This is a genomic window from Mesobacillus harenae (assembly GCF_013343715.1).
In the GTDB taxonomy this organism is placed as follows: domain Bacteria; phylum Bacillota; class Bacilli; order Bacillales; family Cytobacillaceae; genus Mesobacillus_A; species Mesobacillus_A harenae.
On sequence record NZ_JABUNR010000009.1, the window covers coordinates 110338 to 122882 of the forward strand.

A 12545-nucleotide genomic window follows, 5' to 3' on the forward strand; every position below is an offset into this window, starting at 1 on the left:
AAACACCTCCTAAGAATATAAATTAGTGGGTTATACTGCCGGAGGTCCAAACTTTCCAAGTTGGAAATCACGGTAGGCCTGCTGTATTTCCCCCATTGTATTCATCACAAATGGTCCGTAGGGAACAATCTCTTCCTTAATCGGAACACCAGAATAAACTAGTACCTTTGATCGACGGCTGTTCGCCTTTATGACAAGCTCACTCGTAATATTCTCATTCCCTCCATCATTAAAGGTTAACGTGCCGACCCCATGTTTTTTCAAATTTACCTTATCCGCCCCAAAATCCATATCTCCAGATAGCACATAAACGAAGGCATTGTGGTTTTCAGGAAGTTTATGGATATATTTGGAACCTTCATTCATGGTGATTTCGGATAGTGTGATTGGGACAAGGGAATCAAGCGGCCCTTTCACACCGGCGACGTCTCCAGAAAATACTTTTACAGATCCCCCTTCAAATTGAACAGAAGGAGCATCCTCACTATAAATATTCTGGTACTTCGTTTCTGTATTCTTCAGGTGCTTCGGCAAGTTCAGCCATAATTGCAGTGTGTGAGCGATATCCTGATCAACTCCCTCTTCTGCATGCCTTGCCGCCCATCCAGCATTCATATACTGAATATCACCAGGTTCAAGAATGTCTCTCCCCCCTGCATTGTCAATGTGCTCAAGCCTTCCATCCACCACATATGTTACCGTTTGGAAGCCCCTGTGCGGGTGATCGGAAAACGTTCCGCGCTTGAACCAATCCTCGGCCATTAAGATAAACGGGTCAAAATCCTTCCATCGATTAACAGGGAGGATCCACCCCTTTTGGATGGATGGGAAGCCGGCCTCCTCATATTTCACATACCAATGATCTTTAACATTTCTTACGAAAAACTGTTGCTTCATATACCGTCACTCCTTTTTATTAATGCTTTTTATTTACTTTTATGCCTAAATTAAGCCACATCTTGTAGTAGGAACTAGACGTAGTGGGCAGGACTTGAAATAGTCTCTTGCTTATTAACGAATCAAACTTCTTCTTCCGGCACTTCATTTATCTGAAAAAGCATATCCAGTTCAACTGGTAACAGCAACATGGTTAGTAATATGCAAAATAAAGAATTGTACCTTTCATATTTAAAGCCTTAGTACGGCTGCTTTATTCGGGAAAATTAACCAACTTTAAATACGCAATAGGGTTCATCTCATCGACCTTTATTTAAGCAAATACAGCCAGTTCAGCTTCAACCTGCTGTTTAATCAGCTCAAGGCATTCTTCGTTTGTTTTTGCAAAAATTCGCTTGCCATTCACAATCGCATACGGCCTTTTGGCACACATCCCACAGAATGAAAGGCAGCTGCTTTCGATCACAGCAACTTCTGGGTATTCTGATTCCAAAATCTCTTCCAGCTGAATTTCCGTAATCAAACTGCCATCACAAATTTCCACTACAACTATACCCATGTACTTTCCTCCTATCCTTGTGTATTATTGCTTTCCAAACTAAGTGGTGTAAAAAATGAACAAAAATTAATCAGGCATTGAAGCCTCAAGCAAAGTATCTCTCCATGGTATCTTCAAGAAGTTCAATTATATCTATATCGCTAAAAAATCCATTTACATATTTAATTCCCGCGTGGTGTTTCTGTTTTCCTTCCAAGTAAAATACCTCAGCCTCTCCTTTGAATGTCTAGGAAACCCCATTGTTACTATCAATCTGAAAAGCTACGCAGCTTCCATTCATCATGCTTAAAATCCTTGCAAACGGTTCCCCGTTAATTAATAGGTCTTCTGAGCCTGTTTTTCTGAACAGTTTTTAACATAAGCCTTCCTTTTGTTAAAATATGTTGTCATAGCAACCATTTTAGTTTTTATACTAAAAAGTATAAAAACATGTCTATATTAGACCATATTCACAGAAGAAATGCAATCTTAGAAGTTTGGTGCTAGATCTAATAAAAAAATGAATATGATTTGGCTATCAACTAATTGACAACCAATCGAGAGATGAATGTTGGTGTTATGTTGAATATCCAACATCTAGTTCATCCCCAAAAGCTTGATATTTATGACATGCTTATATCCCAATTCATCCTTGAAGGTAACAAGCTCCAACCTGCCATGTATAAAGTCATTAACTTGGTACATGCATTTTCCAAGTTGTGCTCCTTTGTCAACTTTTACTCTTCTCTTATATACGCCGTGACCTTAAGTTATTTAAGACATATTATGTACAAGTCCTATTACAAAGGGGGGAACAAAAGAGTGAAAGTTTTAGTCACAGGCGGTGCAGGATTTATCGGTTCCCACATTACAGAACTCCTTCTTGAACAAGGATATGATGTAGTGGTCATCGATAATTTAACTTCAGGCAGCTTGAATAACATTCCAGGAAAAGTTACCTTCCACCAAGCAGACATTAATTCTTCAGAAACTGAGAATATCATAAGAACAGAAAAGCCGGATTATTTAATCCATGCTGCAGCACAAGTCAGTGTAGCCAATTCAATAGACTCACCATTAAACGATGCGAATATCAATATTATCGGCACGCTGAGACTACTAGATTATGCAAAAAAATACAGCATAAAGAAAATCATTTTTTCTTCTACGTGTGCAGTATACGGCGAAACTGGAGACATTAGTATCCCCAGAGACTACAAGGTAGAGCCCCTGTCCTTCTATGGAGCTAGTAAATTTGCATCTGAACTGTATATTCAGCTTTACTGCAATTTCCACCAGCTTCCATACACTATTTTAAGGTATGCAAATGTTTATGGTCCGAGGCAAAGCTCTCAAGGTGAAGGCGGAGTTGTCTCTATCTTCTGCAAAAGCTTGCTTGCTGGAAAGAGACCCTTTATTTTTGGTGATGGCGGACAGACCAGAGATTTCATTTATGTAAAAGATGTGGCTCTAGCAAATGTGGCTTCTCTAGAGAATGGAACGAACCAGGTTCTTAATATCGGCACGAATCAGAAAACGTCGATCAAGGAACTTGCAGAATTTTTAAACGAGCTGGCTCCTGACAACTTTCCAGCTGAATATGCTCCAGCCAAAGATGGTGACATCCGTTTTAGCTGCCTTGATATCAAGGAAACAATACACGAATTGAATTGGAAGCCCGCATGGAGTTTGCAACAAGGATTGGCGGAGACTTTCAGATTCTATCAATTAGAATTAGGAGGGAATAAGGATGGCAAGAACCAAAATGATCAACAGCCGTAAACTGATGGATAAGATTTTACGAGCTTTAAAACATAAAAAACCGCTTTCTGTCATTTCTGTTGGTGCGACTGAATCATTTGTCATGGCACAATATACGGTCATGTCAGAAGAAGAATTTATGAATCATCCGGAAGCCTATATCGCTAACCAAGGGATGAAAAGTGGGTTTGAGCACAGGGGAATTCGATTTCCTAATATACAAACTCGCGATGAAGTAGTAGAAGCTGTCCAGAAGGCAGATATCATTGGCTATAATACGATCGTCCAAACGATGAATGGAGGCCAATTAACTGAAAAGGTTTTTGAGGCGTATAAAATCAAGCCAAGGTATATCTTTGAAGCTAACCTCCGCCGTGTACTCATGTTCTCTCAAAAGGAGAAATTTGAAAAGATGCTGAAAGACAAGAAAATCCTGCTGATCAGCTCTATCGCTGATAAAGCTAAGGAGGGAATGGAAACCACCTTAAAAGATAAATTGGATTTTGACATTGTAGGAACCATCAGTATCTTTGAATATGAAGAGATTCCACGGGTAAAAGAAGAAATTGCTAATTACGATTTTGACCTATGCCTTATTGCCGCTGGGACAAATGCCTTAATATTAGCCACCCATATTGCTGAAAAACATGGCAAAGTGGCAATTGATATTGGCTCTGGAATGAACAGCCTGTATACAGGAGAAGTTGTAACCGACGAATGGCTGACTGACATCATAGGGCTCGACCGGCTGATGGAAATGTGATAAAAAAGATTCCATATTGGAGGTGAAAATATGCTGAAAGCTATTAAATATATTGGAGCAATGAGCAAGGGAAAAACCAGACCACAGCTGTTTGAATGTGATGATGGAAATCAGTATGTTGTGAAATTTATGTCAAATCCGATTAGTCCCAATGCTGACAAGCACCTCGTCCATGAAATCATCGCTAACCGCCTCGCTCAGCTTCTTGGCCTTCCCGCTGCTAAAGGTCAAATCATTTATTTCTCGAAAGAAATTATTGAAAACACACCAGAGATAAATGAATTTCAGGTCAAGCCAGGCCCCCATTTCGGAACCATTTTTTATAAAAATAAAACTCGGCCTACCAAGAAAGAGCGTATAAAAAAATGCAGTAACCTTCAAGAAATGGCCGGTGTGATGGTATTTGATCATTGGGTACACAATCGAGACCGATCGAATAATCTTTGGAATTTAATCATTGACGAAGGAGAACACGAAAATAAGCTTTATATGATCGACCATGCGGGCTGCTTTTACAGTACGAGAAGAAGCAGAAAAAAACTTAGGAGCGGGGCCGATTCTATTCGTATCCACTGGGGCAAAAATTATGATCAATTTAGGCCATTTTTAACGGATAAACTGCCGTTCATGAAGTATGTGAAGAAAATTGAACAGCTAGCGGATTCAGAAATCAGAGAAATTGTCTTTTCAACCCCTACCGAATGGGAGCCTGATCCCAATGAACTTGAGGGCATCTATGAATATTTAACTACTCGTAAATCATTTATAAGAGAAATCACTGAGAAACTAATGGAAGATAAACTTAAAATCCGCAGTTCAACTTTCCTTAAGAACTTTCTTAAGGACCTGTTCCCTTAGATTGGAGGTGAAATCAATGATAAAAGCTGTTAAATATATGGGAGCATTAAAGCGTGGGGAAACAAAGCCTCATTTGTTTGAGTGTGAGGATGGAAATTTATATGTCGTCAAGCTCATGTCCAATCCTGTAGGAAAAATGATTCTTGTTCACGAACATATTGCAAATGGCCTGGCCAAATACCTTGGTCTTCCAGTTGCGGAAGGAAAAGTGATTTACCTTTCCAGAGACTTAATCGATCGAACACCAGAAATCCAAAAGTTCAACATGGAGCCCGGTCCCCACTTTGGCTGCCTTTACTACAAAAATGCAGTACGCCCCACAACTGAGAAACGAATCATTAAATGCCAAAACCTTCACCAAATGGCGGGTGTCATCGTCTTTGACCACTGGGTTCGCAATCGGGATCGCTGCTCCAATTATTTCAATTTGATTATTGATGAGGGTGCAGTACACAATAAACTTTATATGATTGACCATGCAGGCTGTTTCCACAGTTCAATCAGAAGCAGCAAAAGGTTAAAGGCAACCGCCTATTATATGGATGTATTTTGGGGAGATTTGTACAAAGAATTTCAACCCTTTTTATCAGATAAGAAACTATTTTACCGTTATATAAGCGCCATTGAGCAGTTTCCTGATGATGAAATCGAAAGAATTGTCCTCTCCACCCCTCCTGAATGGGAAAGTGATACAACAGAATTGGACGGGTTGGCAGCCTATTTAATTGAACGAAAAAACAACTTGAAAGAGCCAATTAAAAAGCTGCTAAGTAACCATTGGGGGATATAGCTATATACCCCCTCACACAAACAGGGAATAGAGTTTCCCTGTTTTTTTAATTTCTTAATTAATTGGATAATCTTCCAGGCTATTACTGAATAATGACCAACAAGACTATTATATAAGCTATTAATCTTCCCTTCCTAGCTTTCAAAAATCTACCCTGAAAATAATTAAGTTTTATAATTCAGGTTTTACTAATAACACAGCGGGAATAACATGAATAACTACAGGTTAAAGGGAGGTGAACACGATGACTTGGCTATACAGTAAGGCTATGGAAGCGTTCGAGAAAGATGCTGAGCGCAAAAAACAGCAAGAACAACAAAACACTGTAAAGTTGAATTACCGAAAATCCAAGTAAGGTTCTTAATGAAAGAGCTTTTAATTTAACTCCACCTGTCATCCCGTAGAGGATGATTTTTTTTATTTTATACACAGCTGTATCTTTATAAGCACATTGTTAAATCTTATTCATTAAACCTTCCCATTAAAATCGTATTATAGTAATTTCCATCAGATAGAACTTTGTCATTTTTTAAGATGCCTTCTACTTGAAAGCCATATTTTTCATAGAGTTTCTTTGCGTTATGGTTGGTTTCGAGGACACTCAGGGTTATTTTCTTAATGTTGTTAGCATCAGCCCATTCGATTGATTCTTTTAAAAGGTTTTTTCCGATACTGAACCCCCAAAAGTCTTTAAGTACGCAGACTCCAAATTCTACTCTATGAGAGGTTCTTTTCAAGTTATTCCCTTCACACCTAGAAAACCCGACAATTCTTCCATTAATTATTACGGCAACTAGAAACAGGTTATTCTTACTTTGTGTGTCAGTTTTTATAATTTGTTTAAAACCGGTTTCATCTATATAAGCCTCGCTCTTTTCCCGGTCAAGATTTTCTGTTTCTCCATCTATTTCCAATCTTACCTCTGATAGGTTTTTAGCATCTAGCTCGGTTGCCGACCGAATCCAATACCTTAAATCATTTATGTAAAATTCTTTTTCATTCACTTTCACAGGGACACCCTCTCAATCCTTTAGCTCATCACAAAAACTGAGTATTTAACTGGGTTTTCAAACCCTAATCCTTCACCTAGTTTTATCGAGGAAAAATTGTTAACATCACAATCCCATTTAGGTGTTACATTTCGGACGATACAATGTTCAATGAACTTTCTGGCTACAATATGGCCGAAACCCATACCTCTGAATCTAGTTAGAGTTGCAATATCAATTTCTGCATACTCAGTTGAAGAAAAGATTGATATACACTCACTAGCAATAGTTTCATTATGAAGCAAACAAAATCCAAAACCATTCTCGATAAAATTGGATACAGAACCCCAATACTCATTAAGATAAAGCTCGTTAAATTCCTGGCTTTGAGAAATTACCTTTTCATCTATAGGTTGTATTTTAGATTCGCTTGAGGCTCCTCCTCCTATTTGTGCTGAAAATTTCAGCTGGTTAAAACGAAAACGAAAACGATTTAATTGCTTTAATTCGTTACCAAATACTTTATGGATCATTTTATCCCATTCTTTAGATGGCGAGAACAAAGTAAACCGCTTGTTCTCCCTTTTCCTATCCTTATAAATTTCTAAAACTGAATGATGAAAATCCCTGTTGTTTTGTTCTCCAGCCACAACAAAAATTCCGGTCTCAGTTCCAATTAAAGCTGACCGCTTAGACTCATCCATATAAACCCGGCCTGGGATATAACCGTCTAGGACTGAGTATGTAAAAGTGGGATAAGTTTCACTTTCGGCCTCTTCCACCAGGCTGGTTGCTTTGGAAAAACGCTTCATTTTTTCATCACCTCCTCTCATTCACTCACTTCTTTTTTGTCCAACTGTATTGTTTAGAAGAGTTTTACAAACATTAAAAAGAAAAAAACAAAAGGTGTGACAAATATGGAACAAGAAGAAAAATTAAAAACTGCTGTAACTGCAATGGCGAGTGATTTAAAGGCACAGACTTTTGGAGGAGCTGAAAAAACGACGAAAACTGTTGTTAATATTAATACAGCTCAGACTTTTATTGACGATTGGAATGCTATGTCTAAAAAGGCAGCGAAGCATACAATCGAACAATACGGCCCTCCAAACGAAGCCACTCAAAGCAGGTTAATCTGGTATAACAATGGGCCGTGGAAAAGAACAATTGTTTATCGTGACGAAATTCCACATGATTTTCCACAACCACATACCGATGTGATTGAGAACTTTATTAACTATTCCGTACCACTAGACATGTTCAGTGAACTTGCAAAATTTGATGGAAGTGTAATCGTTGAAAGGACAAGAGCTGAAGTCTCCTCACGATGTGATATGGAAGCAGCAAATATCCTTGCTCTAAACTTAATGAATGACATTGTCAAAGGGAAACTAACAGCCGAAAAAGCTAGAGATGTTTATTGTGAAGTCACCTCTGCTTTTATGATGAATCAGTCTGCTCCTTACGCAGAGAAACTTCAATTTGAGGTTTCAACAGAAGCAAAGTATGATACGGACATCGTTATGATAACAAATGAAATGGCAGAACATGCTATTGAAAAAGTGGCCGGTATGTTCGAAGATCCTCAGAATAAAGGTAAACTTCATTAATTGTAAGTAAATCTATTAAGGATTATCCTGAAAAGACAATCCTTAACATCTACAAATCTTCTCTTACCAGAACTAATTTTACGGGTTAAAAAATCAAACATAACCAGCTATAAAGCGACATGCTTCATTGGGAGACGGCAAAGAACCTCCCTGGATGATTGAGGCCTCACTTCGGATTATTTCTGGTGATGGATTTTGAGAAGGATATACCATGATTCCATCTTTTCGAAGCATTTCTACATTTCGCTGTACACTAGGCTTTCTCCACATACCTGCATACATACTTGGGAAAAAGATCGTAGGTGTATCCGCCGCGAGCAATGTCGCTGAAACAATATCTTGGGCAAATCCTTGTGCGGTTTTCGCAATAGTATTAGCGGAAGCAGGTAAAATCACAATAGCGTCCGCCCAATGAGTCAGTTCAACATGTGGCATCTTAAAGCCCGATTTTTCAGTTAGATCAACAAATACACTACCATCTATACTATGTATTAATGTACTAGCAGGAATAAAGGTTTGTGCAGAAGGTGTCATCATGATATGCATGCGACATCCAAAATGGTTCTGTATGGAAGTTATATACGGACTTATATTTAACAAGTTTATCGAACCAGTTAAACCGAGTAATATATTCTTAGGACGTGACAATTCATTCACCTCATGTTTTTAAAAGCAGCTAATTTAACGATAATAACCAAGCTGAAAATTTTATTAATTAATTTAGAAGGCTTTTCATCCGATCATCAAGATATTCAAAAGCGTTTGCTAAAGAATCTTTGGGTATCTTTCTATAAAGATCGCCCAAGCTTGCTTCAAAGTAACAACTGTTTGAATCGATTTCTTTTAAATTTCCTGTTATGCCTATTCCTGTTTGTAGATGGACTTCAATTAGAACCTTTTCCATTTGAACTAAAGAATAAGGGAAATGGACATGAAACATATTAGATACCGGAATCGATGGTACGGTTGTGATAGTATGAACCGCATTAAAGTGGCTCGCGAGCTCTTGTGCGTCTTCGTAATACTGTTGCATTTTGTGAGATCTCATTTCATAATAATAATCCGCCGAGAGGATATATGGATACAAACTTATCAAGTCTCCACCGTACCGCCTTTTCCAAACTTTAGATTTCTCGGTGAAATGTCGGTCTCCGGCAAGGATCGCTCCAGCAATTCCGCCAATTCCTTTATATAACGAGATATAGACACTATCAAAAAGCGTGCATATTTCTGCAGCTGACTTCTGGTAATAAGGCAGTACCTCTAATAGCCGCGCTCCCTCAAGGTGCAGCTTAATTCCTTTATCGGAGCAGTATTTTGAAATCCGTTCAAGCGTTTCATAGCTTGGCAATTGCCCTCCTATTTCCCGCTGAGGCAATTCCAGTAAAAGACAAGCGATATCTTCTCCCATCCCCTCGACATCTTCCAATTCTATTACACGGCTTTTGTCAGCAAGCAATACGGTTTCAATCTTATGTAATTCTTTCAGACCGTCTTCTTCATGAATCTCCAGATGGCTTAACGGGTGGTAAGCAACTTTTTGCAGTCCTTTGTCATCGCACCAAATCCGCAAAGCAATCTGTTCAGCCATCGTCCCACTAGGAAAAAATACAGCTTGGTCTTTTCCAAGCAACGCAGCCATTTTTTCTTGGAATTCTTCAATAACCTTCCCTTTTCCATAAATATCACTATCTAAATCACCTTCCATTTTCCGAAAGGCTTCTTTTAATACTTGGATATTTCGCTTGCCATGGGTAGTCAATTGGTATTTCGTTTCGTTATATGTATTGCTTAATGTACTGGATTCGGTCATCACACGCAGGCTCCTATCACAAATTTCTTTGTAATTGTGAAACTCTATTACTTGTTTATCTAACCAACCTAATTTTACGTTACGGGAATTACGTATATTGCTTCAGTCTTGAAGCTATTTAAACAAATAGATGCTCTCAGGTACTAGATTTTCTTCGTTCACTATCAATATTACCACTTTTATTTCATCCGCACATTTTGAAATAGCTCAACCTAACTTATATTCACAATTACTTCTGCTTAAGTCTCTCGTACCAGAGACACCACAGATGAACTTTCCAATGTCATTGAGTTCCTAAAGGACTATCTTCCCTCACTCCAGTAGCCTTTTAATCCTGTTAATCTGTAACTTATACCTGTATAGCTATCGAGTAAGTCTTGAGAAAAATGCGGATATAAATAATGACCCCTCTGGTGGTTATGCGTTCATACCCAAACCACCAAATCATGCATCGTTTCAGCAGTAAATTAAGAATAATACTTAATATATTAGAAAATAAGAGTTTTAATTTGGAATTCGATAATTCCCATGAGAGAACTTATAAAAAAACTAGCCCGTAAAAAGGCTAGTAGGTAAGAATTTATTGAATGTTTGTTAAAAGTCTGCAAAACTCTTTTCATTTAAATAATATTTCGACTCTGAATAGGCAGTAAAAGCGACTTCCACTTCTGGTATTCCCAGTAAATGAACTTGCATTGTTATTATTTGTGCAAATCGATCCTGAATAGCCTTACCTCGATCAAACCATTTTACTTCTATAAATGGATATCCAGGGACTTCCTTTTGGTCAAAAACAAAAGTAGATTGTAATACCTCTAGAGTGAAATTATCCAATTCACAGTCACATAGGTCAGATAGTTTTTGTACTAAAGCATTAGAAATTGTTTTGGTCTGCTCAACCGAAATACCTCTGATAACTAGATGCGGCATTCAAATACCCCCGAAAAATTAAAAATTCTACACGGTTCTATTAACTAAACATGTAATTTCTTTAGCAGATTATAAAAAATGTAACTTTTGTCCTCTAACATACATACTGTATTAAATTAGTCACACCCAACTAAGTAGGTTTTAATTAGATTTTAATCTAAGTTAATGTTCCATTTAATTGAATCTGCTAATAGAGTACCGGTCTATTGGAATTGACGTTTCACCATCTACCAAAAGTTCTGTCATAAGTGTGCCAATTAGGGGAGACAGGGTTACACCACTATGTGTAGCTGCAACAAAGAGGTTTTCAAAACCCGGTATCTTCCCAAGAATCGGAAATCCGTCTTCAGGCATTGCGCGAATACCTGAGAAAGCGCGGACAACTTTAGCCTTCCTTAATGAAGGTACATAGTGGACAGCCATGTTGGCTGTTTCCTGAATGACATCGAGGGTTGTGGCGCGGTTAAAACCCGCTTTTTCCATCGAATATCCCATTAAAACCTCGCCATTATTAGCCTGCCTTAGCCCGCTAATCGTATAATTTAAGAATGGCTTTAATGGCTCCGAAACAAGAATTTGCCCTCTTAATTGGTTTACCGGAATATTAATCCCCAACATTCCCCCTAATTCTCTTGTCCAGGTTCCACCAGCTAGTATAAGGTTCTTACACACATATGTTTCCATGTCTGAAACAACAATATATTTTCCTTCATATTTTTGGATCGCTGTGACTTTATTGTAGGTAGAATAATGTACACTGTTTTTTTTCGCAGCTCTCATATACATATCGATTAATCGGAAAGGATTAACATTTCCATCGATAGAACTATAGGTTGCCCCTGCTACTTCAGGGTTGATGGATGGTTCCTTTTTCAATACTTCATCCCTTGATAAAACCTTTATCTTTATACCGATTTTTCGGTATGATTCAGCAAGCTGTTTTGCTTTCTCACGATCACTCTCATTAAAAAAAGGAGATAGCCCCCCAGTCCGCTTGTATTCAACATCCCCGATCTTTTTTGATAAATAAGGATAAAGTTCAGCACTATACATATTGAATTCAGCATACCAGGAAGGAGTTTTATTATGTACCCACACCCATGCCTGAGTAGATCCGGAAGTTCCCGACATTGGATATTTTTTATCTAGCACTAGCACGCCTTCTTTGTATCTTTCGGATAGGTGATAGGCAATCCCGTTACCCACTACGCCCCCTCCGATTACAATTGTTTCATAGCTTGTTTCCACTTATCTCACCTTCCCATCTTCTAATTCCACCTCATCCAAAACAGATTTCACCGCAGAAAAAGATGTGCTGTCGGTTGTAAGCGTTTCAAGCTTTATAGGGGATAATGGCATTCTCATCCGGGGTAGGGGTATCTTATGAAGGGGTCTGCCAGTTTGTTCATGGATAATATTTGCCACAAGATTCGTGCAAATTTTCGCCTGGCATGGGCCCATCCCGCAGCGTGTCAATCTTTTCACGTCATCGAAGGTTCTGGCCCCCTGATCGATGACTTCTTCAATTTCCTCATAGCTGATTTCTTCACAACGACAAATGATTGTTGTTTTATCCAACATATTCACCTTCTAGTC

General features: G+C 38.4%; 14 protein-coding genes. 5 read left to right on the top strand and 9 right to left on the bottom strand.

Going from position 1 to position 12545, the window contains the following annotated elements; translation table 11 throughout:
- Positions 1 to 30: 30 nt before the first annotated feature.
- Both HRJ06_RS12440 and HRJ06_RS12445 read right to left on the bottom strand, forming a co-directional pair.
- Positions 31 to 897, bottom strand: a complete 867-nt coding sequence (locus tag HRJ06_RS12440) for a pirin family protein (RefSeq protein ID WP_174733252.1) — start codon at positions 895 to 897, stop codon at positions 31 to 33.
- Between the two features lie 313 nt (positions 898 to 1210).
- A complete protein-coding gene (locus HRJ06_RS12445) occupies positions 1211 to 1456 on the bottom strand; it encodes a YuzB family protein (RefSeq protein WP_174733253.1) in 246 nt (81 codons plus the stop codon).
- Positions 1457 to 2257: 801 nt separating this feature from the next.
- On the opposite strand from HRJ06_RS12445, the gene HRJ06_RS12450 reads away from it, so the two are divergent.
- The 4 genes from HRJ06_RS12450 to HRJ06_RS12465 are packed head-to-tail and all read left to right on the top strand — an operon-like array spanning position 2258 to position 5607.
- On the top strand, positions 2258 to 3217 hold the full coding sequence (locus HRJ06_RS12450) for an NAD-dependent epimerase/dehydratase family protein (RefSeq protein WP_174733254.1): 960 nt from the start codon (positions 2258 to 2260) through the stop codon (positions 3215 to 3217).
- A complete protein-coding gene (locus HRJ06_RS12455) occupies positions 3186 to 3959 on the top strand; it encodes a GT-D fold domain-containing glycosyltransferase (RefSeq protein WP_174733255.1) in 774 nt (257 codons plus the stop codon). Before HRJ06_RS12450 ends, HRJ06_RS12455 begins: the two co-directional genes overlap by 32 nt.
- A gap of 30 nt (positions 3960 to 3989) precedes the next feature.
- Entirely contained in the window at positions 3990 to 4817 is an 828-nt protein-coding gene (locus HRJ06_RS12460) for a HipA family kinase (protein ID WP_174733256.1), read from the top strand.
- 16 nt (positions 4818 to 4833) lie between these two features.
- On the top strand, positions 4834 to 5607 hold the full coding sequence (locus HRJ06_RS12465; protein ID WP_174733257.1) for a HipA family kinase: 774 nt from the start codon (positions 4834 to 4836) through the stop codon (positions 5605 to 5607).
- Positions 5608 to 6068: 461 nt separating this feature from the next.
- Here HRJ06_RS12465 and HRJ06_RS12470 read toward each other — a convergent pair whose 3' ends face one another.
- Both HRJ06_RS12470 and HRJ06_RS12475 read right to left on the bottom strand, forming a co-directional pair.
- Positions 6069 to 6617 (bottom strand): GNAT family N-acetyltransferase, encoded by a 549-nt coding sequence (locus HRJ06_RS12470; protein WP_174733258.1) that lies wholly within the window; start codon positions 6615 to 6617, stop codon positions 6069 to 6071.
- A gap of 20 nt (positions 6618 to 6637) precedes the next feature.
- Positions 6638 to 7408, bottom strand: a complete 771-nt coding sequence (locus HRJ06_RS12475; protein ID WP_174733259.1) for a GNAT family N-acetyltransferase — start codon at positions 7406 to 7408, stop codon at positions 6638 to 6640.
- 105 nt (positions 7409 to 7513) lie between these two features.
- On the opposite strand from HRJ06_RS12475, the gene HRJ06_RS12480 reads away from it, so the two are divergent.
- A complete protein-coding gene (locus HRJ06_RS12480) occupies positions 7514 to 8206 on the top strand; it encodes a hypothetical protein (RefSeq protein WP_174733260.1) in 693 nt (230 codons plus the stop codon).
- A gap of 93 nt (positions 8207 to 8299) precedes the next feature.
- On the opposite strand, the gene HRJ06_RS12485 is transcribed toward HRJ06_RS12480, so the two are convergent.
- The 5 genes from HRJ06_RS12485 to HRJ06_RS12505 form a co-directional block, all read right to left on the bottom strand.
- Positions 8300 to 8863 (bottom strand): flavoprotein, encoded by a 564-nt coding sequence (locus tag HRJ06_RS12485; protein WP_338421089.1) that lies wholly within the window; start codon positions 8861 to 8863, stop codon positions 8300 to 8302.
- 58 nt (positions 8864 to 8921) lie between these two features.
- On the bottom strand, positions 8922 to 10019 hold the full coding sequence (locus tag HRJ06_RS12490) for a threonine aldolase family protein (RefSeq protein ID WP_174733374.1): 1098 nt from the start codon (positions 10017 to 10019) through the stop codon (positions 8922 to 8924).
- Positions 10020 to 10613: 594 nt separating this feature from the next.
- Complete coding sequence (locus HRJ06_RS12495) at positions 10614 to 10949, bottom strand: DUF1904 family protein (RefSeq protein ID WP_174733262.1); 336 nt, start codon at positions 10947 to 10949, stop codon at positions 10614 to 10616.
- A gap of 174 nt (positions 10950 to 11123) precedes the next feature.
- On the bottom strand, positions 11124 to 12197 hold the full coding sequence (locus HRJ06_RS12500; protein ID WP_174733263.1) for an FAD-dependent oxidoreductase: 1074 nt from the start codon (positions 12195 to 12197) through the stop codon (positions 11124 to 11126).
- Positions 12198 to 12527: a (2Fe-2S)-binding protein gene (locus HRJ06_RS12505; protein ID WP_174733375.1), complete on the bottom strand. Its 330-nt coding sequence runs from the start codon at positions 12525 to 12527 to the stop codon at positions 12198 to 12200.
- Positions 12528 to 12545: the final 18 nt, after the last annotated feature.